Genomic DNA, 23,313 nt, shown 5'->3' with positions numbered 1-23,313 from the left:
GAATGTCCACGATTGACGACATCGTTGCCTTCGCCGAGCAGCGCAGGCCTGGGCTCAGGATGGACCTGGTCGAAGCCGACGAGGACGACATCGCCGAGCTCGAGAAGGTGGCTGGCCACCCGCTACCCGCTCGCTTCCGCGAGATGCTGCGCATCATGGGGATGATCGTCGAGCCCCTACGCCTCGCCGACGCAGAGTTCGCTATCCACGCGCTCATAGCTCGCTACAACGTACTCGAACCGAAGCATGATCGTCGATATATCCTCCTCGCCATCGACAAGGGCGAGATGTACAGCGATTATTACATCGATTGTATTCGGGGGACCGCAGAAGACGGTCCTATCGTGCGTTTCGACTATGAAACCGCGTATCCGCAGGCGAAAACCGTCTACAATTCGCTTTACGAGATGGTCTGGACGTCGGTCTTCAGCGATTTCGCGATAACGTCCCGCGAGCACCATCACAGCGGCTCCGTCGCCACCGAACGGCCCGCAGAGCTGCTCACGACCTGGCGGCAACTCTTGTCGAAGCTGGGCCTCCGCCCCCCGCTCGACGAGAGCCCTTTCTTCTGCGCGGTGGCGAGCGAGAGCGCGGCGGTCCTGGCGCGGTGGCTGCCTGGAGAGCCCTGGGTGACCTTCTCGATCGGCACGGAGACGAACGGCGAGATGGTACGCCTGCGCGAGACGCTGCTCGACGCCGTGCCAGCCGCAGCGCGCCGTCGCTAGTGGGCGACGATCCCGCCGCCGACGCTGCCGCTGTCGGCGGCACCATAGAGGACGGCCCTGTCCGCGGGCGTGCCCGCTCGCCACGCAGCGGCGAAGGCGTAAAAGGCCACTCCGAGCTGTACAACAGGCGAGGCCGCGCCGGCATCTCCCAGCGAGCCCGCGATGATCGACGTGCGGAACGGCTCCGGCATGAGCTCGGCGTTGCGCAGGTAGGCGTTGCTTAGCTCGCGCGCCCAGGGGCTCTCTCCCGTCTGGCAGGAGTAGAGGTGCTGCGGGCGAGGCTGTCCGGCGTTCAAGTGGCGCAGCTGCCGAAACATGGCGGTGAGGCCGACCGCGTGCATCGGGTTGCGTTTGTTGAACGGGAGGCTGTCCTGCGACGTCGCGCACGCGATGAGCCGGCCCAGCGGAGCGCCGAACCCGCTCGCCGCGCCCGCTCGGGCGAGCAGCACGAAGCCGGCGCCTTCGCCCGGGATGAGGCCGTCGGGGTTCGACTTGCCGAGCGTGCGCCCTCCGGCGGCGAGGTGCTGGAGCGAGGCGTGGTCGCAATGCGAGTCGACGCCGCCGACGAGGGCGAGCGAGGTCCGGCCGGAGGCGATCGCCGCAGCGGCCGCCTCGAGCGCGGCGAAGACGCCTGCCCGGCCGGCGAGGATGGGGCGGGCCGACCAGTCGAGCGGCAGCGCGGGATCGGCGGCGTCTCGCAGCCCGCGCGCGACGTACGCCTCGTTGAATGGCCGCGCGTCTCGCTCGGGCAGCGCGAGGTAACACGCGACGGAGGTCAGGCGCCGCGGGTCCAGGCCGGCGAGGCACTCGGCGAGCGCGCGCTGCCCGAGGAAGAGCATGCGCTCCTCGCGCGTCGTGGCCGGGTCGAGCGAGGAGAGGCGGCTCGCGCGCACCGGCTCACCGGCGGAGTCGGCGACGTCCGTGTCCGCGAACCCGGTGAGCCCGGCGGCGATGGCGCACTGGGTCGCGCGCGCGCTGAGCCCGAGCGGCGTGGCGAGGCCGAGCTTCACGAAGATGGGCGGGCTCATCGCGGCGCGTCCTCCCAGGGCTCGAGCCGGCGCACGACGCTGTGCTCGTGCTCGAACATGCCCTTCGGCAACCGGAACGAGGCGCGCCAGGTGAGCGTGAAGACGCCGTCGTCGGGCTCGATCAGGAGCGAATCCAGCGTCATCAGCTTGCGCTCCACGCGCCCGCGGAAATACCCCTTGAGCAGCACGCGCTCCCTGGGAACCTCGAAATGGATATCGCCGTTCGGCGAGACCCCGCTGACGGCCACGCGCTCGCCGCCGCGGAGGTAGCCGCGCACCTGCTGATCGAGCGGGGCGGCCTGGAAGAAGCGCACGTCGAAATCAGGCGGCCAGCTCGGCGCGAGCTCTTCCACCCACCGCTGATCGTAGGTGCCCCCGAAGCGGACGCGCGGCTGCCAGCTCCGCGCAATGGGCCCGAACCCTATCGGCGCGGGGCGGTCGCCGGCGGATTGGATGAGGGCCCGCGGGTCCTCGATGTTCGCCACCGGCTGGTAGAGCGCGTCGGCCGCCGACGTGAAGAAGCCGCGTCCCACCGGGTTCCTCGGCTCGTAGGCGCGCGGCGTGTGGTTGCCCGGCTCGGCGCCGCCGAAGGCGCGCTCGTAGACGAGCGGCATCGCCACGAACGGGCGGGGCGAGCCCGGCGTGATGGCTCCGCCCCCCTGCGTGAAGGCGCGCTCGCCGAAGACGGCGGCGGTCTTCACGAAATGCGGCGCGACGGCGAGGGTCACGTCGACGCGCTTCGCGGCCGCGCCCTTCGGCGCCCACGCCTGGCCGAGCAGCAGGACGTCGGTCGCGGGCCGGAGCGGCGCCGACTGGCCTTCGTAGCGCAGGCTGGATGCGTCGGGCGGGCCGTGGTGCTCGTCGTGGAGCTGCACCGGCCTCTGCTCCTCGCACGGCCGCGGCGGCGCGGCGCCGGGCCGCCCCGCGGGCGGCAGCTGGAAGCGCCCCGAGACGATCGCGAGCAGGAGATCGGCGCCGTCCGGCGCCATCGACGGCAGCGAGATCGCGGCGAAGGGCGTGAGGTTCTCGAGGTTCGGCATCGGTCGGTGTCAACGCTCCCGTCAGCGTTCTGGAGGGGGCAATGCCCCTAGCTGGACGTATCCGGGCGCTCGCACTTCGAAGAGGGGCTCGCCGCGGCCGCGCAGGCAGAGCTCGATCGCGGCCGCGGCGCGCGCCGCCTGGTTGCCCGCGCGGAGCACGTGGCGCAGCCAGCCGGGATCCATGGGTTTTCCGAGCAGGTGGCGGCTCCCGCCCGCGAGGCTCCGCGCGCGGACCCACGCGCCGAGGCGCCCGGCGTCGGGCCACGGGAGATCCTCGTCCGGGTCCATCGCGACGTCCTCGTCGTCGGGGTCGTCGCTTGGTCCGGAGGCGAAGCCCTGGGGCGGCTTGCCTGGGAGCTCGCCGGCGACGTCGGCGTTCGTGATGAGGGTGAGCGACCACGCGGCGAGGCGCGCGGTCTCCGCCTTGGCCGCCTGCGTCAGCAGCCACGGCGCCAGGGCCGGATCGCCGAGCGCGCCCGCGCCGACGATCGCCGCGCGCTCGGCGCCGCCGCGCGCCGCGAGCGACTCGACGAAGCGCCGCGCGTCGGCCGGCGCCATCGCGCGCGCGGCCATGTCGCTCGCGCGCTCGCCGTAACGCGGGCTCGCCGCGGCGAGCTCGGCGAGCGCCCCCGGCGCGTGGCCGTCGCGCAGCAGCGCCGCGGACCACGCGGCCCAGAACCGGCAGGCCTCGTCGGCGTCGGAGAGGCCGGCGCGGAGCTCGCGGCGGAGGTCCTCGCGGTGCAGCTCCCCGATCGCCCGGTACGCGCGGACGCGGAGGCGCACGTCGCGCGAGGCCGCGGCGTGCGCGAGCGTCCTCCCGAGGTCGCGCCGATGGATCGCGTGGCCCGCGACGCCGAGGAGCAGGAGCGGCGCCGGCGAGTCCGCGGCGAGCATCCCCGCCCACACGAGGCGGAGGCGATCGAACGGCAGAAAGCCCAGGGCCGAGGCGAAGGCGCGCGCGCGCGCCGGCTCCTCGGCGCCGGCGTCGAGCACGTGCGCGAAGCCCGCCCAGTCCTCGCGCTCGACGGCGAGGAGCGCCGCCGGGAACAGGACCGCGGGGTCATCGTCCTCGAGCGCGGCGAGGCACAGCTCCCATCCCAGGTCGCCCGCCGCGCGCAGGCCGTCGAGGTGGCACTCGAGCCGGTGGTCGAGCTCGCAGAGCTCGAGGAGGTCGTAGGCGGGGCTCCGGGCCGCCGCGTCGCGGAACCTCCAGCAGAATGCAGCCTCGGTCGCGTGCTGCTCCACGATCTCGGGGAGAGCGTCGTGTCCTGCGGCCGGGTTCACGACAGCTCAGTGAAGGCGATGTGGGCGACGTTGTAAAGGTGGTGCCGCCGTGCTGCGCGCGGATGCGTGGGGGATGCACGCGAACGGCGTGCGCGCGGCGAGGCTGGCGGGGCCGCCGCCCGCCAGCTCGGCTCCACCGCCATCGGAATGCCCCCTGGACGGCAGGGGACGGTGACGTTCGAGCGCGGCCAAGCTCGTGAAGGACCGGGGGATGCACGATGGCCGCAGAACAAGGCCGCAGGCTTCTCGGCTCCCGTGGGCCGCGCCATCAACCAGAGCCCTCGAGCAGGCTCGCCCCCGCCTGCCGCATCGAGTCGAACGTGTAGGTCCCCGCGGTGGGCTCGAGCTCGACCTCGAAGGTCTCCAGGACGCGCGCCAGCATCCCGTACATCCCGACTGCGAGCGCGAGCTCCATCAAGCAGCGGGGATTCAGGTGCCCGGCGAGGGCTTGAAACGTGGACTCCGAGACCTTGACGTTCTCCGTCATCTCATCCGTGAAGCGCAACACGAGTCGCTCTACCTCGGAGAACACGTCGGCGTCGGCGCCCCGCGGGACGGCCTCCACCTGCGCCGCGCTCACCCCGACAGACCGGGCGAGCGCGGCGTGCTGCACCCACTCGTATCGTGAGCCGGAGAGATGCGCGACCCGCAGGATGGCCAGCTCGCGCAGGCGCTGGTCGATCTCTGCCTCGCACAGGTTCGCGCTGGTCAGGGCGAGCACTTGCAGGGCGTTCGGCGTGTGCGCGAGCATGCCGAAGAGGTTCAGTGGCGGCAGCCTGGTGAGTCGTATGCGGAGCTCCTCGGGGAGCTCATCAAGCTTCACATAGGGCAGTCGAGCCATGCTTACCAGAATATCACCGTCCCCGTTGCCGTTCCAGAGCACGGATTCGAGAGCGCGAACGCGACGCACGATGCCCCTGATCCCACGTGCTGCTGGAGTGGCACGTGCCACCTGCTGGAATGGCACGTGCCACCTGCTGGAGTGGCACGTGCCACCGGCGCCCTCGGCATCGGCGGTGCGACCCCTCGGATCCGCGCACGCAGGGCAGGATGAAGCTCGTCGCCATGCTCATAGAGCCCAGGAGCATCCCCGCTTCCTCACTGCGCCCGGCGATTGCATAGACGAAAGTTCAGCTCGCATTCTGCGCGCTGTTGCCATAATCTGCGTATTGTCGCGGCATGGTGTGATGATGTGGTGCAGCGGTCGTTCGGGGGAGGGCGAGAAGGTATCGTCTTCCCCTGTCCCGAGCTCCGATTTGACTGGCTTCTATGGCAGCCTGCCCCAGTCGCAAGAGACGTGAATAGCCCAATGAGCAGCATGCGATCCGAGCAGTCTACGCGCTCTCGTGCGGGGGCGCCTGAGCGCACCGAGGTCGCGATCATCGCCGCGGGGGTCGTTGGCCTCTTCAACGCGTCGCAGCTCGCGCCTTTGCGCGCGCCGGAGGCGTCGAGGTCGGCAGGCGTCGCGGACGCCCAGGCGTGAGGGCAGGGGAATCACCGGGCATGGTGGTGTCGGGCCGCCGCCGGCGCGAGGCCCAGAGCCCCGAGAGCATCTGGCCAGAGGAGAGAGAGGCATTCCGTGGCAAGGAAGACCGTCTTCATGTTTTCGGGGCAAGGCTCCCATTACTACGGCATGGGCCGGGAGCTCTTCGAGACCCACCCCGTCTTCAGGGCCTCGCTGCAATCCCTGGACTCGCTGTTCCAGGAGCTCGGCGGTCCGAGCGTCCTCTCCGAGATCCATCGCGGCGACCGCACGGCGGCCGACTGGTTCGACCGCCTGTGCTTCAGCCACCCAGCGATATTCATGATCGAGCTCGCCCTCTTTGAGGCGCTCAAGGCGGAGGGAATCGAGCCCGATTGCCTTCTTGGCGCGAGCCTCGGTGAGTACACCGCCGCGGCCGCCGCGGGCGCGCTGAGCGCCGAGGAGGTCGCTCGCTGCATCGCGCATCAGGTGAAGATCATCGAGGCGCTGTGCCCTCAAGGCACCATGCTCGCGGTCCTCGGGGACGCGCGGATGTTCGAGCGGGAGCAGGTCTTCCGCGACAACGCGGAGCTCGCCGCGATCAATTTCGACCACCACTTCGTGGTGTCGGGCTTGTCCGACGACGTGTCGCGCATCGTCGCGTGGCTGGACAACACGCGGGTGATGCACCAGCGGCTCCCCGTCGCCTATCCGTTTCATTCTCGCTGGATGGATGTCGCCGCCGACCCGTACCGCCGTCACCTCGCGTCGCTGACCGTGCGCAAGCCATCGGTGCCGCTCATGTCGTGCGAGACGGCGGGGCTCGTCGACGTCTTGGAGCCGGCGCACTTCTGGCGCATGGTGCGCGCGCCGATCCGCTTTCGAGAGGCCGTGCGCGCGCTCGAGGAGGCGGAGAACGACGGGTGCCTCTATGTGGACCTGGGGCCCACCGGGACGCTGGCCAGCTTCGCCAAGCACAACCTGAAATCGGGGTCGCGGTCGGAGGCCATCACGGTGCTCAGCCCCTTCTCGCCAGGGTCCAGGGGGCTCGGGCGGCTCAAGCAGGCGCATCGTCGGGACGGCTCCGACGAGCGCTCGCCCGTGCGCGGCGCCCAGCCGGTCTCGCGGGAGGAGAAGAGGAAGGTCTACCTCTTTCCAGGGCAGGGATCGCAGGCGCGAGGGATGGGCGCGGAGCTCTTCGAGGAGTTCCCCGAGCTGACGGCCACGGCCGATCGGGTCCTCGGCTACTCGATCGCGCGGCTCTGCCGGGAGGATCCGGAGCGACAGCTCGATCAGACGCAGTTCACCCAGCCGGCGCTCTTCGTCGTCAACGCGCTCCTGCTCGCGCGCAGGAGGAAGAGCGGCGAGCGCCCCGCCTTCGTCGCGGGGCACAGCCTCGGGGAATACAACGCGCTCCTCGCCGCCGACGCGTTCGATTTCGAGACCGGGCTGCGGCTCGTCCAGGAACGAGCCGCGCTGATGGCCCGGGCGAAGGACGGCGGGATGGCGGCCGTGCTCGGGCTCGACGAGGCCACGGTCGGGAAGGTGCTGGCGGACAACAGGCTCGATGAGATCGCGCTCGCCAACTACAACGGGGCGCGGCAGTTCATCCTTGCCGGTCCCCGAGAGAGCGTGTTGAGGGCGCAGCCGTTGTTCCTCGGCGCCGGCGCCCTGGCTTATGTACCGCTGCGGGTGAGCGGCGCGTTCCATTCCCGGTACATGGAGCCGGCGCGGCGCGAGTTCGAGGGGTTCCTCGCGGGGTTCAAGTTCCGCCCGCTCGCCGTGCCGGTCATCGCCAACGTCTCCGGAAAGCCTTACGAGCCGGACCAGATCGCGCGCATGCTCGCGGAGCAGCTCACGAAACCGGTGCGATGGGACTGGACTCTGGAGTTCCTGCTCCGGCAAGGCGATCTCGAGATCGAGGAGGTCGGCCCCGGCAACGTCCTCACGAAGCTGCTCGCGAAGGTCCTGAAGGCCGGCGCCGCGGCCCCGGGCCCGGCTGTGCGCCTGGATGAGCAGGGGGGCGCGCCTGTCGGCACCGCGCTGCGCGCCACGAACGGCGTCGCGACGAACGGCGTGGCCCAGCGCTCGCTCGCGCAGGTCGAAGCGCCGCCGCCCGTGGTGCAGGAGGCCGCGCGTCGGGCGCCGGACGCGGCGCGCCCCCGGCTCAGCGCAGAGTCGCTGGGGAGCGCCGCGTTCAGGCAGGCCTACGGACTGAAGTACGCTTACGTCTGCGGTGCGATGTTCCGGGGCATCGCCTCGGAGCAGCTCGTCATCCGCGCGGCGCGCGCGGGCATCCTCTCGTTCTTCGGCACCGGCGGCCTCGACATGGCGCGGGTCGAGCAGGCGATCGCCCGCATCCAGGGTGAGCTCCGCGCCGGCGAGCCGTACGGGATGAACCTCGTCCACAACCCGAGGCTCCCGTCGATCGAAGAAGAGACCGTCGACATATTCCTGAAACACGGGATCCGCAACGTCGAGGCCGCCGCGTTCATGCAGGTCACTCCGGCCCTCGTGCGTTATCGGCTCAAGGGCCTCAGGCGGGGCGCGGGCGGCGCGGTGGAGGTGAGGCACCGTATCCTGGCCAAGGTGTCTCGGCCGGAGATCACGGAAGCGTTCCTCGCCCCCGCGCCCGAGCGCATCGTCCAGCGGCTCCTGCAGGACGGCAAGCTCACCGCGGAAGAGGCGCGGCTCGGGGCCGAGGTGCCGATGGCCGACGACCTGTGCGTCGAGGCGGACTCCGGCGGCCACACCGAGCATCGGAGCCCGATCGTCCTCCTGCCCACGATCCTCCGGCTCCGCGACCAGCTCGTGGAGAGGTACCGCGGTGGATTCAAGATCTGCGTGGGCGCCGCGGGCGGTATCGGCACGCCCGAGGCCGCGGCCGCCGTATTCGTGCTGGGCGCAGACTTCATCCTCACCGGATCCATCAATCAGTGTACCGTCGAGTCCGGCGTGAGCTCCGCGGTCAAGGACACGCTCGAGCAGATCAACATCCAGGACACTGATTATGCGCCCGCCGGAGACATGTTCGAGATGGGCGCGAAGGTCCAGGTCTTGAGGAAGAGCGTCTTGTTCCCGGCGCGTGCGAAGAAGCTCTACGAGCTATATCGACAGCACGAGTCGCTCGACGAGATCGATCCCGAGGTTCGCGCGAAGATCGAGCAGAGGTACTTCCGGAGGTCGCTCGACGAGGTGTACCGTGAGACCCGCGAGCACTTCCTGCGCGAGGACCCCCGGGAGATCGAGAAGGCGGACCAGGACCCGAAGCACAAGATGGCGTTGGTGTTCCGCTGGTACTTCGGCCATAGCCAGCGTCTGGCGATGGAAGGCGATGAGGGGAGCCGCGTCGATTACCAGGTTCATTGCGGCCCGGCGCTCGGCGCGTTCAACCAGTGGGTGAAGGGGACCGCGCTCGCGAGCTGGCGAAACCGCCATGTCGACGAGATCGCGCAGGAGCTTATGCGCTCGACGGCCGAGTACCTCAACCAGCGCTTCGCGGCGCTGTTCGCGTAATCCACCGTGGACGGGAACACGAAGAAGCGTTCTGCGCCGCGGGACGGTCGGGTGGCGATCATCGGGATAGGCTGCCGCCTGCCAGGCGCGCGGGACCATCACGAGTTCTTCCGCAACCTGTCGATGGGGGTGAGCTCCATCCGCGAGATCACCCCCGACCGGTGGGACCCTGCCGAGTTCTACTCGAGCGACGCCGCCGCGGCGAACAAGGTCATCAGCAAGTGGTGCGGGCTCATCGATGAGCCGTTCGCGTTCGATCACGAGTTCTTCAAGATCTCGCCCAAGGAGGCCAGGCTCATGGATCCCCAGCAGCGATTGCTGCTCGAGGAGGCCTGGCATTGCATCGAGGACGCGGGCGTCGCGCTCCGCGATCTCCAGCGCCGCCGCACCTCGGTGTATATCGGCGCGATCTCCGGGGACTACCTGCAGCGGGGCGCCGGTGCAGAGCCCCGCGTCGACAGCCACACGGCGCTCGGGAACTACGCGTGCATCCTCGCGAACCGGCTCTCCCAGGCGTTCAACCTGCGCGGAGCGAGCCTGACCATCGACGCGGCGTGCGCCTCGTCGCTCGTCGCGATCCACGAGGGCGTCGAGGCGCTGCGGCGAGGCGACGCCGACTACGTCCTGGCCGGCGCCGTCAACCTCGACCTCCACCCGTGGCGGTATATCTCGTTCTCGCGGGCGAGGATGCTGAGCCCCGACGGTCAGTGCAAGACCTTCGACAAGGACGCGAACGGGTTCGTGCCGGGGGAAGGGGTCGTCGTGGTGCTCCTGCGCCGCCTGGACGACGCCGAGCGCGACGGCGACTCCATCTATGGAGTCATCCGTGGCATCGCGGTGAACCATGGAGGCCAGCGGCTCACCCTCACCGCGCCCACGGTCGAGTCCCAGCGGGAGGTCATCGGCGCGGCCATCGCGCAGGCGGGCGTCGAGCCCGGGACGATCACGTACGTGGAGGCGCACGGGACGGGGACGTCCCTGGGCGACCCGATCGAGGTGGAGGCGCTCATCGAGACGTTCCGTGAGCGCACGCAGGCGAAGCAATTTTGCTGGATCGGCTCGGTCAAGACGAACATCGGCCACCTCGAGTCGGCGGCCGGCATGGCCGGCCTCGTGAAGGTGCTGATGATGCTTCGCGCGCGCAAGATCGCGCCGACGCTGAACATCCGCACGCCGAACCCGCTCATCCGTTTCGCGGACAGCCCGTTCAAGCTCGCGATGGAGCTCGTCGACTGGCGACCTGCAAAGGGCGGAGCCCCGCTCCGCGCCGGGATAAGCTGCTTCGGTTTTGGTGGGGTGAACTCCCATCTGATCCTCGAAGCGCACACACGCCGCGGCGCAGCGCGGCGCAGCGCGGCGCAGCGCGGCGGGCCGTATCCCTTCATGCTCTCTGCCCGGACGCGCGACGGCTTGAGCGCGCTTGTCGAGCGCTGGGGGCGCCACCTCCGCAGCGGCGCGCTCGCCGAGGCCTCGCTCGCGGACGTCTGCCACACGCTCGCCGCCGGCCGCGAGCACTTCCCGTTCCGAGTCGGAGGGCTGGTCTCGACCGAGGGCGAGGTCCGCGCGCTGCTCGACGCAGCCCCGCATCTCTCGGGCGGCGGCCGCCGCAAGCGGTGGTTGCTCTGCATAGGTGATGTCGAGCTCCCGCCGAAGGCGGAGCTGCGCGCGCTGCTCGCGACCCGGCCGTTCGCGAGCGCGCTGGAGGCGCTGGAGCAGGACGCGCGCGGCGAAGGAAAGGCCCGCCTCGCGCGGCTCCTTTCCGGCAAACGAGGCGCGGCGGAGCGGTTCCTCTTCGCCTACGTGCTGCGTGGCGCGCTCGCGCGCCTCGGCTTCAGTCCGGCCGCGATCTCGAGCAGGGGCGAGGGCTTGTGGGCAGCCCTCGCGATGACGGGCATGCTCGACTGGAGCGCCGCCGCTGCGCTGGCGGCGGAGGGGCCGGCGGAGGTCGCCCTGCGGCGGCCTGAGCTCCCGTTCGTCGACCCGCTGACGGGGCGCACGATCCACCAGGTTGCGCTCGACGCCCGGTACCTTCGGGCGTTGCTCGATGGGATTGGGGTGGAGAACGACGAGGCCTCGCGGCTGTTCACCAAGGCTCGGCTCCTCGCCAGCAGCCAGTACACGTTCCGCAGCTATCTGGACGAGTGGAACGAGGCCCTGCGATCGCGCGATCGCGGCGGCTGGGCGGTGCTGAAGGACAGCGAGCTTCCGTCTCGCATCGACGAGGACCCGATGAAGACACGCGTCCTCTCGCTCGCCATCCAGAACGCGCTCGACCGGCTGAACCGCAAATGGGGCTTCCCTCCGGAGCGCATCCTGGGCAACACCGAAGCACAGGAGCTGCTCGACCTGCTCGTCGATGGCGTCCTCTCGCATGACGATCTCCTCTCGCTCGTGACGGGCGAGGAGGAGCGCTTCGCTGTCGCGGCGAGCGAGGCCCAGCAGCGGATTCACCTCGTCGATATGAAGAAGCCCTATCCTGTCCTCCGGGGTCGCTGCAGGGCGCCCGCGGAGCTCGGCGACGTGCGCCGGTGGCTCGCGCGCGCGCTCGCTGAGCGCTCCTCTCCCGCGACGCCGGACGGCGGAGCGGTGCTCTTGATCGGCGCTGCGCACGGGCGGCCTTCGAGCCCTGATGTCGTCTCGATCGACCCGCGGGGCGGCGAGGGCGACCTCCTCGTGCGGCCGCTCCTGGGGATTTGGCTGCGCGGCGCCGACATCCGCTGGCAGCGGTGGTTCGAGAAGGGTCGCCATCGAAAGGTCCCGCTCCCCACGTATCCCTTTTCGAGCGAAGAGCTTGTGCTCGGGCCGGTCCTCCGCCCGCATTCGCGCGGCCCGGAGGTGGGGCAGACCGGCGATGTTGCCGCCTCCGCCTCGAGGCCGCCTGCCGAGCGCACGGTGGTCGAGGAGCGCCCCGAGCTCCTCTGGCTGCGGCCGCAGTGGCGGCGGGACGACGCCGTCGCGCCGGCGGAAGCCTCGGCCGGGGTGCCAGGGCCGATCCTGGTGTTCGATGCGGGCGGCGCGTCGGAGATCGCCGCCTCGTCGCTCGGGGCGCGCGACATCTACCGGGTCCGTCCGGGAGCGCGCTTCGGGGAGGGGGTGCAGGGCGCGTTCGTGGTGCGCGCGGCCGAGAAGGACGATTACGTCCGGTTGTTTGAGGCCCTCCGGCGCCGGGGGCCGCTGCCGTCGCAGATCGTTCACCTGTGGGATCTCGTGCCGGCGGACGCCCCCGACGACGTCGAGGCGCGTCTGGAGACCGGCGTCTACGGGCTGTTCCTCCTCACCCAGTCGCTGATGGAGCAGCGGCCGGAGCGCGCGGTTCAGGTCCTCCATGTCCACGCGCTGGAGCGCGGGCAAGTGCGCCCCGAGTCCGCCGCGGTCGAGGGGCTGAGCCGGTGTCTCCAGCGCGAGCATCCGACGATCCAGCTCCGGTCGCTCGCCGTGGATCACCCCGCTGACGGACACAGGGTAGGGCGTCGCATGGCGGCCGAGCTGCGCGATGCGCGGCAGGCCAGCGTCGTCCGGTACGACGGCGATGTCCGGCTGGTGAAGCGCTTCGAGGAGGTGACCGAGCTCGGCGCGCGCGCCCCGGCGCCGGCAGGCGACTCCCGCGGAGGCGTCCGAGCCGGCGGTGTGTACCTGGTGGTCGGAGGCGCGGGCGGGATCGGCCTCAGCGTGGTCGAGCACCTGCTCTCGACACCGGGCACGAAGGTGGCGCTCGCCGGGCGCTCGCGGGCCCGTGAAGACCTTGAGCGAAGACTCGCGCGCTACCAGGACGAGGGGGCCGACGGTGCGGCGCGGGCTGTTTACTTCCAGGCCGACGTGTCGCAGCCGCACGAGGCCCGCGCCCTGGTGCAGGCGGTCCGAGCGCGCTTCGGGCCGCTGTCGGGGGTGATCCACGCCGCCGGCGTGCTGCGGGACGCGTTCTTCCTGCGCAAGACGCTTGGCCAGTTTCGCGAGGTGTTCGCGCCCAAGGTGCTCGGCGCCTTGAACCTGGACGCAGCGACGCTCGGTGAGCCGCTTGATTTCTTCGTCCTGTTCTCTTCTCTCGCGTCGGTCACCGGCAACGTCGGCCAAGCAGACTATGCCGCTGCGAACGCCTTCCTCGACGCGCTCGCCGCCACGCGCGAGCAGCAAAGGGCCGCAGGCGCGCGCTCCGGGCGCACCCTCGCGATCAACTGGCCGCGCTGGGACGGCGCTGGGATGCGGGTCCAGGAGGATGGGAACACGATCTTCACCGCCCGTCACGGGATCGTGCCCATGCCCGTGGCCGAGGGGCTCGCGGCCCTCGATACCGCGCTCACCTCGCTCGAGCGTCCGCCGGGTCAGCTCGTGCTCATCCACGGCCATCGCGACCGCGCGCTCGCGCAGCTCGACGGCGGCCGTGGCGAAGAGCCCGTCCGATCGCTTCCGGCGCCGGCGCAGCGCGCCGAGGCGACGGGCGCTGCCGTCGAGCGAGCGACGGCTTATCTGAAGAAGGTCTTCTCGCAGCTCCTCGATCTGCCGGAGGACGATATCGACCCGAGCGTCGGGCTGGATGAATACGGCATCGACTCGATCCTGATCAGCCAGTTCAACGTGCATGTCGAGAGAGAGCTCGGCGCCGTCTCGAAGACGCTCCTGTTCGAGCACCGGACGATCGCCGAGGTCGCGTCGCACCTCGCCCGGCATCGCGCGCCCGAGCTCGACGCGGCGCTCGCCGTCACGTCGACGCGGGCGCCGGGCGCGCCTCCCCTCGTCGAAGCGCAGCGCGGCCCGCAGGCGGCGCCGGCGCCGCTCGCCGACGTGGGCTCCGAGGTCGGCCCGACCCCGACGAGCGCGGCGCGCCACACGCACCGCGAGGCGCCTCTCCAGGGCGTCGCGATCATCGGGATGAGCGGCCGTTACCCGATGGCCCGAGATCTGGACGAGCTCTGGCGTAACCTCGAGGCGGGGCGGGACTGCATCTCCGAGATCCCGCTGGAGCGCTGGGATTTCCGCGCTCGCTTCACCGAGGATCCGGAGGCGGCGCGCGCCGGCGGGATGTACTGCAAATGGGGTGGCTTCCTCGATGGGCCGGACCGGTTCGACCCCCTGTTCTTCAACATCTCTCCGCGCGAGGCGGAGCTCATGGACCCACAGGAGCGGCTGTTCCTCGAGGCGGCCTGGGGCGCGCTGGAGGACGCGGGCTACCCCGCGCGCCGGCTCGGCGACCCAGGTCGTCGCAGCGTGGGCGTGTTCGTCGGCGTCACCACGTACTCCTATCTGCTGCACGGCCCCGACGCATGGCGCAGAGGGAGCCAGTCCATCCCGACGTCCACACCCTGGTCGATCGCCAACCGCGTCTCGTACTACCTCGATCTCTGCGGGCCCAGCATGCCGGTGGACACGGCGTGCGCGTCGTCGCTCACCGCCGTTCACCTCGCGTGCGAGAGCCTCGGACGCGGCGAGTGTCGGGCGGCGATCGTGGGCGCTGTAAACCTGTACCTTCACCCCTCCAAGTACGACTGGCTCTGCCAGATGCAGATGCTCTCGCGCAGAGGCCGATGCCACGCGTTCGGCGAGCTCGCCGACGGGTTCGTTCCGGGCGAGGGCGTCGGCGCGCTCGTGCTCAAGCCGCTCGCGTCGGCGCTCTCGGACGGCGATCGCATCCTCGGCGTCATCAAGGGGACCGCGGTCAACCACGGCGGGCGCACCAACGGCTTCACGGTCCCGAATCCGAACGCCCAGGCCGAGCTGGTCAAGCAGGCGCTACGGAGCGCAGGCGTGGACCCCCGAACCGTCGGGTACATCGAGGCGCACGGCACCGGGACGTCGCTCGGGGATCCAATCGAGATCACCGGCCTGACCAGGGCGTTCCGCGAGGCGAGCGGCGGCGAGCTGGCCCGCGGCGACTGCGCTATCGGGTCAATCAAATCGAACATCGGTCACCTCGAGTCGGCGTCCGGCCTCGCCGGCCTGACCAAGGTCGTCCTCCAGATGCGGCGCGGCCGGCTCGTGCCCTCGCTGCACGCCGAGCGGACGAACCCGCGCATCGACTTCACGGCCTCGCCGTTCCGTGTCCAGCGCGATCTCTCGGACTGGCCGCGGCTCGTCGTCCGCGAGGACGGGCGCGAGCGAGGGCTCCCGCGGCGCGCGGGGATCAGCTCGTTCGGCGCGGGGGGCGCGAACGCTCATGTGATCGTCGAAGAGCACCTCGGCCCGGAGCCGTTCGGACGCGGCGAGGAGGGGGGCGAACATCTCGTCGTGCTGTCCGCGAGGAACCAGGAGCGGCTCCGCGAGCATTGCCGCAGGATGGCCGCGTACCTCGGGCAGCGTGCCGGGGAAGTGCGCCTGTCGGAGATCGCGTACCAGCTCCAGGTCAGGCGCGAGCCGATGGAGGAGCGCCTGGCGCTCCTCGCCTCCGATCTCGGGGCGCTCATCGAGCAGCTCGATGCGCACGGCGCCGGCGGCGCTCCGGGCGGCCGCTTCTGGTGGGGTAACGTCGTCGCGAACAGGCGCGATCGAGAGGCGGCCCGCGCCGGCGGGGGGGACGCGGTCGCCGAGGCATTGAGCCGGCGCGATCTCGCGTCGCTCGCATCGCGTTGGGTTGAGGGCGCTGACGTCCCCTGGGAGGCGCTCCACGCCGCGCCCCTGCGGCACGTCTCGCTGCCAGGCTACCCCTTCGCGGCCGAGCGGTACTGGATCCCGGAGGTCCAAGGCGAGCCGCGCGACGAAGGGCCGCGCGCCGGGGGCGCGAGCACAGCGGAGCACCCGTTTGTCCAGGAGGGCGACACCTCCGCGGCGGTACCGCGCTTTTCGGTCGTGTTCACGGGCGAGGAGTTCTTCCTCGCCGACCATTTCGTCGATGACGACAAGATCTTCCCTGCGGTCGGCTACATCGAGATGGCGCGCGCGGCGATGGCCGCGCTCGGACGCGGTGTCCACCGGGTGAAGAGCAACGTCTGGCCCGCGGCGATCGCCGTGGCATCGCCGCGTCGCATTCACATCGAGCTCACCCCGACGTCTGCGGGCGCGGACTATGAGGTGTACAGCCTTGACCTCGACGGGGAACGGACGGTCCACGGGCAGGGCAAGGTGGAGTCCGACGCGCCCGGAAGCGAGCCGCGAACGTCGGGTGACGTGCTGGACCTCGCGGCGATCAGGGCGCGGTGCGACCAGCGCGTCGCCGCGGAGGACTTTTACCCGCGCATCCACGCGCTCGGCCTGCGGCTCGGCCGGAGCTATCAGGGCATCCAGGAGCTCAGGTTGGGTGAGGCGGAAGCCCTCTCGGAGATCCGGCTCCCGCGTCACCTGCAAGGCGGCTTCGAGCGGTTCGTGATCCACCCGTCGATCATGGACTCGGCGCTCCAGGCGACGATGGGGTTGATCTGCCTGCGCGAGGGTATCCTGGCGCTGCACATTCCCTTCACGATCGGAGACGTGGAGATCTCGGGCCGTACCCCGGGACGGTGCTTTGCTCATGTCGCGCTGAAGGCGTCGACTCCCAGCGCGAAGAGGTTCGAGGTGCAGCTCGCCGACCCGGAAGGCCGAGTCGTCGTCCGGGTCCGCGATCTCTGGCTGCGCCCATGGCAGAGAGCCGGCTCGCCCGTCGGCGCAGCGGCGCGGACCGAGGGCGTGTTCCTTCGCCCGGCGTGGGTCGAGGCGCCCCCGCGTCCGGCGGCCTCCGCCGGGGGCGGGGCGGAGACGGTGATCCTGCTCGCGCGCTCCCGAGCGGCGGGGCGGCTCCTCTCCGCCGAGCTCGATCGGCGCGCCCCGCGCGCGCGCCGGCGCACGGCCGTCGTGACGGCGGGGAGCACGTTCCACGCGGTGAGCGGGCTCGACCTCGAGGTCAACCCCGCCTCGGGCGCAGATTTCGAGTCGCTCCTCGCCGCGGTGGGCCCGAGCGGCGCGGCGCTCGACATCGTCCATACCTGGCCGCGCGGCGCGTTCACGGCGCGGGAAGAGCGAGTGCAGGCGCAGCTCGACGACGGCCTCTTTCCCTTGCTGCACCTGCTCCGCGCGCTCGGCCGGTCCAGCGACAAAGCACGGGTGCGCCTGCTCTGCGCGGTGCCCGGAGCGAGCTCCGAGGGGCAGCCGTGTTACGAGGCGCTCGGCGGGCTCCTGAGGACGGCCAGCCGTGAGAGCCCGCGAATCGCGCACCGCCTCCTCGAGCTGCCCGAGGCGGAGCTCGACGCGCTCGCCGAGGGGCGCGCGAACGGCGCCGCCTCGGCGCTCGTCGATGAGCTCCAAGGCGTCGGGGAGCCCGGACTCGAGGTGCGACAGCGCGGTGGCCACCGTTGGGTGAAGCGCTGGCTTCAGCTTCAGCCCGATCGCGATCGCGGAGCCACGCCCCTGCGGCGAGGGGGCGTGTACATCGTGACCGGCGGCGCACGTGGGCTCGGCCTTCACGTGGCGCGTTTCCTCGCGTCCGCGGTCGGGGCGCGCATCGTGCTCGCTGGCCGATCTGCGGTCGACGCGCGCGTGGCGTCCGCGATTCGCGACGTCCGCGCCGCCGGCGGCGAGGCGCTCTACGTGCGCGCGGACGTGCGGCGCGCCGAGGACGCCGGCGCCCTGGTCCGCGCGGCGAAGACCGCATGGGGCGCGGTGCACGGGATCATCCATTCCGCGGGGGTCCTGCGCGACGCGTTCCTCGTGAACAAGGACGACGTCGACGTGCGCGAGGTCATCGCGCCGAAGGTCTGGGGCGCGCTCCACCTCGACGGGGCGACCCGGGAGGAGCCGCTCGACTTCATCGCGCTCTTCTCATCCCTGGCCGGCGTGATCGGCAGCGTTGGCCAGGCGGACTATGCGTTCGCGAACAGCTTTCTGGACGCGTTTGCGACGTGGCGCGAGGGGCTCCGCCGCGCCGGCCTGCGGTCGGGCGCGACGCTCTCGATCGGCTGGCCGCTCTGGCGCGACGGCGGCATGCGCGTGGACGCGGCCACCGAGGAGTCGCTGCGGCTGAACTTCGGGTTGTCCCCGCTGGAGACCGAGGTCGGGCTGGCCGCGTTCTCCGCCCTGCTGGCGATGCCGTCCGGGGCCACGCTGTTCATCCCCGGAGATGCGGCGAAGCTGCGTGATCAGCTCGGTGCCGCGGGGGCGCCCCCCGGGGGCGCGCCGCGGCGCGACGAGCCGGACGCGCGGCGCGCGGCGGAACGTGTCGCAAAAGCATCGCCTCAGGATGGGAGCGTGACGCGCGATGCCCTCAGGCCGGCGCTGGAGCGCCAGCTCATCGAGGAAGCCGCGGCGCTCGTGAAGCTCGATCCCAGCAGGATGCGGTCGAACGCCGAGCTCGGCAGCTATGGCTTTGACTCGATCGCGTTCACCCGGCTCTCGAATCAGGTCAACCAGTCGCTGGGGACCGACATCACGCCCGCCACATTCTTCGAGCACACGACGCTGGCGGCGCTGGCCGACCACCTGCTCGGGGCGCATGCCGCGCAGCTCACGACACGCCTGCTCGCCCCAGCGGCCTCGAGCGCAGCGGAGGCAGGCGCCGTGGCCCGAGGCGCCGCGGAGGCGGGCGCCGAGGCCTCGAACGCCGTGGCCCCGAGCGCCGCGGAGACGCCGGCCGTGCCGTCAACGCAGGCGCCGTCCGGCGCGGTCGCGCGGGAGCCCGTCGCCATCATCGGGATGCACGGCTGGATGCCCCAGTCGGAGGATCTCGCGGAGTTCTGGCGACATCTCGAGGACGGCCGTGACCTCATCACCGAGATCCCGCCCGATCGCTGGGACTGGCGGGAGTACTTCGGCGATCCGCTCCGTGAGCCCAACAAGACGAACAGCAAATGGGGCGGCTTCCTCAAGGAGATCGACAAGTTCGACGCCCGCTTCTTCGGGATCTCTCCGCGCGAAGCGGAGCTCATGGATCCGCAGCAGCGACTGTTCCTGCAATCCGTGTACAAGGCCGTCGAGGAGGCGGGCTACAGGCCGTCGGATCTGGCGCGGCTGAGGACAGGGCTCTTCGTCGGGGTCGGGTCGTTTGATTACTACGATCTGCTTCGGGAAGCGGGTGTCCCGATAGAGGCGTACACGACGACAGGCATGCTCCACTCTGTCCTGGCGAACCGCGTCTCGTATCTGCTGAATTTCATCGGTCCGAGCTTCGCGCTCGACACGGCGTGCTCGAGCTCGCTCGTGGCGGTGCGATCGGCCATTGAGGCGCTGTGGGCGGGGAGCTGCGAAGTCGCGGTCGCGGGCGGCGTGAACCTCCTCATCTCGCCGATGATCTACGTCTCGTTCGCGCACGCCGGCATGTTGAGCCCGGACGGGCGGTGCAAGACGTTCAACAAGGACGCGAACGGCTATGTTCGCGGCGAGGGCGTCGGTGCCCTGATCCTCAAGCCGCTCTCCAGGGCCATCCGCGACGGCGACCATATCCATGCGGTCATCCGCGGCAGCGCGGTCAACCACGGCGGCCGAGTCAACACGTTGACCACGCCCAACCCGAACGCGCAATCGGAGCTCATCGTGCGCGCGCTCGAGGAGGGCGGCATCGATCCGGCGACCGTCGGGTACGTGGAGGTCCACGGGACCGGGACCGCGCTGGGCGATCCCATCGAGATCAACGGGTTGAAGAAGGCGTTCCGCGAGCTCCGGCGCCGCGCCGAGCGACCCGAGCTGACGGAGCCCCGGTGCGCCGTCGGCTCGGTCAAGACGAACCTCGGCCACCTCGAGAACGCCGCCGGAATGGCCGGGATCTTCAAGGTGATCCTGGCGATGAAACACGGTCGGATTCCCGGACATCTGCATCTCAGGGAGCTGAATCCTTATATCCAGCTCTCCGGGAGCCCGTTTCGCATCGTGAGCGCGACCGAGGACTGGCCGCGCTTCCGGGACGAGGGGGGCCGTGAGCTGCCTCGCAGGGCCGGAGTGAGCTCGTTCGGGTTCGGCGGCGTGAACGCGCATGTGCTCCTCGAGGAGCATCTCTCCCCGACCCGCGCCTCCGCAGACGACGGGCGAGAGCACGTCTTCGTGCTGTCCGCGCGCACCGAGGAACGGCTGCGCGAGGTCGCGCGGTCGCTCGCGCGGTTCTTGGACTCCAGCACGACAGCGCCGCGGGCGGAGGGGGGCGGCGTCGCGGGAGAGCAGGTCGAGGGCGCGCTGATCGCCGCGGCGGCCGAGCTGCTCGGCGTGCGTGCGGACGAGGTCTCGCGCGACGAGGCGCTGGAAGACCTCGGCTTCGACGCGTTCCGGTGCGAGCAGCTGTGGGAGCGCATCACCGGCGCCTACGGGGTGGAGCGCGGTGTCCTGGCGAGGGTCCCCTCCAGCACGCTCGCCGAGATGGCCCGCGAGCTCGTCGCCGCGCGCCCGGACATCGCGGCGCAGACCGGGGGCAGCCCCGCCGCGTCCGGAGCGATGCCGCTCCTGGATCTGGCGTACACGCTCCAGGTGGGCCGCGAGGCGATGGAAGAGCGCCTCGCCGTCGTGGCTCGCTCCACGCGCGAGCTCTCCGAGAAGCTCCACGCCTTCTCGCTGCGCGGGGAGCGCGGCGAGGGCGTGTTCCGCCGCCCGGTGAGTCCAGCGAACGCCCCTGCGGCGACGGCGGGCGAGGGGGCCGCGGTCGACGCGCTGCTCGCGCGGCGGGATCTGCGAGGCCTCGCGGCGCTCTGGGTCGGCGGCGCATCGGTCGACTGGACCCGTCTCCACGGCGCTTCCAGGCCGGTGCGGCTCTCGCTCCCGACCTACCCCTTCGAGAGGACACGGCACTGGCTCCCGCGGCGCGCCGCCCACATCGCCGGCACCCACGGTCCTGCGCTCGCCGACGAGGCCGACGAGGCCGAAGCGGGTGAGCTCTTCTCGGGCGAGGACCACGTGCGCGCCGAGCTTAGGGAGATACTCGCCGAGAAGCTGAAGATCGATGCCGGCGAGCTCGATGAGGACACGGAGCTCCGGCAGTACGGCGCCGACTCGATCCTGAACGCAGTGATCCTCCAGACGGTTCAGGAGAAGTTTGGGTGCCAGCTGCCGCTCAGCGCCATCGTGGAGCACCCGACGCTCCGTAGCCTCGCGAGCTTCGTTCATGCCGAGCTCTTCACCGGAGAGGAGGCCGCAGGTGGGCCGCGCGAGCGCCGCGTCCGGGAGCGCGCTCCGGCGCAGGCCCCCAGGCTGCCGCCCGAGCTCTTGCCCATCAACATCAAGGGCACCGGGCAGATCTCGTTCTGGATGCCCGGCGCCACGGGGCACCCCGTGGGCATCCAGAGCCTGTCGGACGCCCTCGGGCCGGATTATCCGGTCTATGCGTTCCAGGCGCGCGGGACCCACGGCCTCTCTATGCCGCAGCTGCTCGACGACATGGTCGAGCACTACGTGCATTGCATCCGGCTCGTGCAGCCGAAGGGGCCTTATGTGCTCGGCGGATACTCCTTCGGAGGGCTGGTCGCCCTGGAGACGGCGCGCCGGCTGCAAGCCGAGGGCGACAGGATCCGCCACCTCATCCTGCTCGACACCTACCCAGCGACGCAGGAGGTGTTCCGGCGCTATTTTGGGGGCGGGAAAGGAGAGATGGCGCATGACGGCGACTTCCTTCCGCTGTACCTCGTGAACTATCTCCTGAGGGTCAAGGAGAACCCCCACCTGCTCGTCAAGAAGGAGGACGTCGCCCAACTCCCGGCGCGCCTCCAGCTCGCCCAGCTCGCCAAGATGGCCGCGGAGCGGGGGAGCAAGCGGATGTCGGCCGATGACATCTTCCTGTTCCTTCGCGGAGGGCTCCTGTGCTCCGAGTTCTCGGAGGGGATCTATCAGCTCTACGAGAGCAGGATGAAGCCCTATGACGCGTCGGACGTGCTCTTCTTCCGGGCGATGGACGGGTTTGTCGGCAAGTCGAGCGCGATGTACTGGGGGTCCGTCAACATGCTGCAGGGCTACGACTACACCCAGCCGTGGCGAGAGCTGTTCCCCAAAGGCTTCCGGGTGGTCGAGCTCGACAACGATCACTTCAACATGCTCGAGGAGCCGACGCTCTCGATCGCGCTTCGCGCGATCAAGGAGGTCCTCCGGGATCCGCCCCCGGTCGACGCCGATCGGTTCGCGCGGTTCGACGAGGGCTTGAAGGGGGCGACTCGGCTCGGCCACGACCTCCTGGCGCGGCGCCTCCGCGCTGCGGGGGCGCTGCCCGCCCCGGGCGAGACCGTCCATCGAGGCGAGCTCAGGCGGAGGCTGCACGTCCTCCCGCGCTATACACGGCTGCTCGACGCCTCGATCGACATGCTCGCTCGTGAGGGCTACCTGCGCCGCGAGGATGATCGGCTCGCCGCAGGGCCCAGGCTCGCCGAGGCGGCGCTTCCGGGCGATGAGGCCGAGGTGGCCGCGTCGGCCGACGCGCTCCGCGCGTCGTGCCCCGACATCGAGCCTTGCCTGAGGCTCCTCACCGCCTGCCAGTCGGCCATCCTCGAGGTGATGGATGGCCGTCGGGATCCCGCCGATGTCCTGTTCCCCGGCGGCTCGACCGCCCTGGTCAGCAAGCTCAACCCCCGGGACGACCTTTACGGCCGGCTGCTCGCCGAGCGGGTCGAGGATCACGTGCGGCAACACGCCCGGCGCTACAGGCACGCCAAGGTGCAGATCATCGACGTGGGCGCCGGGGCCGGCGGGATGAGCGCGCTCCTCCTGGAAGCGCTGAAGCCGCACGCCTCGAGGCTGCGGTACCTCTACACCGACGTCGGGGTAGGGTTCCTGAACAGCGCGAAGAAGCAGCTCGCCGGGGCTTACCCGTTCGCCGAGTTCACGACCTTCGACGTGGGGAATTCGCCGGAAGCGCAGGGATTCGAGCCGTGGAGCGTGGACGTGGTCGTCGCGAGCAACGTGCTCCACGCGACCCGGCGGATCGCCACGAGCCTCGGGCAGTGCCGCCGCTTGCTCAAGCCGGGAGGGCTGCTCATGCTCAACGAGCCGACCCAGCGGCTCGACTTCAACACGCTCACGTTCGGCCTGCTGCCTGGATGGTGGCATTACGAGGACAGCGAGCTCCGGATCGAGGGCTCGCCCGTCCTGCGGCTCGAGGCCTGGACGCGAGCGCTCGAGGCCTCGGGCTTCCGTGACGTCGAGGTCCTCGATGTTCCGCTCGGTCCGCGGCACGAGCTGCCGCAGAGCCTCATCATCGCGCGAGCAGGCGCGGCGCAGAGAGACTGAGCTCCATGGATGTTAGCGCCCAGTCTCGATAAGGGTTCAGGCCGACATCTCGCTCGACATCCTTGATGGAGGGGGCACGTACCCCTGCCCGGGGGCATCGTCCACCGTGAGTGCAACAGGCGCCTCCTCGAGCCGGCCGGATATATTCCCGCGACCACCATCGAATTTCCTCG

Annotated in this window: 7 protein-coding genes; 3 read left to right on the top strand and 4 right to left on the bottom strand. The window is 70.7% G+C overall.

What is annotated here, in order from left to right; all coding sequences use genetic code 11:
- The first annotated feature begins 2 nt into the window (after positions 1-2).
- Positions 3-725 (top strand): SMI1/KNR4 family protein, encoded by a 723-nt coding sequence (locus WMF43_RS46075; RefSeq protein ID WP_437675010.1) that lies wholly within the window; start codon positions 3-5, stop codon positions 723-725.
- Here the strand turns inward: WMF43_RS46075 and WMF43_RS46070 are convergent.
- From WMF43_RS46070 to WMF43_RS46055, 4 genes are all read right to left on the bottom strand, one after another.
- On the bottom strand, positions 722-1,753 hold the full coding sequence (locus WMF43_RS46070; RefSeq protein ID WP_437675008.1) for a beta-ketoacyl synthase N-terminal-like domain-containing protein: 1,032 nt from the start codon (positions 1,751-1,753) through the stop codon (positions 722-724). The genes WMF43_RS46075 and WMF43_RS46070 overlap by 4 nt on opposite strands.
- Positions 1,750-2,793, bottom strand: a complete 1,044-nt coding sequence (locus WMF43_RS46065; RefSeq protein ID WP_437675006.1) for a DUF2169 family type VI secretion system accessory protein — start codon at positions 2,791-2,793, stop codon at positions 1,750-1,752. The genes WMF43_RS46070 and WMF43_RS46065 overlap by 4 nt, the downstream gene beginning before the upstream one ends.
- Positions 2,794-2,814: 21 nt before the next feature.
- Positions 2,815-4,077 (bottom strand): TIGR02270 family protein, encoded by a 1,263-nt coding sequence (locus WMF43_RS46060; RefSeq protein WP_437675004.1) that lies wholly within the window; start codon positions 4,075-4,077, stop codon positions 2,815-2,817.
- Between the two features lie 268 nt (positions 4,078-4,345).
- Positions 4,346-4,918: a carboxymuconolactone decarboxylase family protein gene (locus WMF43_RS46055; protein ID WP_437675002.1), complete on the bottom strand. Its 573-nt coding sequence runs from the start codon at positions 4,916-4,918 to the stop codon at positions 4,346-4,348.
- A gap of 738 nt (positions 4,919-5,656) precedes the next feature.
- Between WMF43_RS46055 and fabD the strand changes: the two genes are divergently transcribed.
- Entirely contained in the window at positions 5,657-9,055 is a 3,399-nt protein-coding gene (fabD, locus tag WMF43_RS46050; RefSeq protein ID WP_437675001.1) for an ACP S-malonyltransferase, read from the top strand.
- Between the two features lie 6 nt (positions 9,056-9,061).
- Positions 9,062-23,140 carry an SDR family NAD(P)-dependent oxidoreductase gene (locus WMF43_RS46045; protein ID WP_437674999.1) on the top strand — a complete coding sequence of 4,693 codons (14,079 nt, stop codon included), beginning with the start codon at positions 9,062-9,064 and terminating at the stop codon, positions 23,138-23,140.
- Positions 23,141-23,313 lie beyond the last annotated feature (173 nt).

Source organism: Sorangium sp. So ce131 (genome assembly GCF_051519095.1).
Classification (GTDB): domain Bacteria; phylum Myxococcota_A; class Polyangia; order Polyangiales; family Polyangiaceae; genus Sorangium.
Note: the sequence above shows the minus strand (reverse complement) of the source record. Positions and strands in the feature narration are given on the sequence as shown.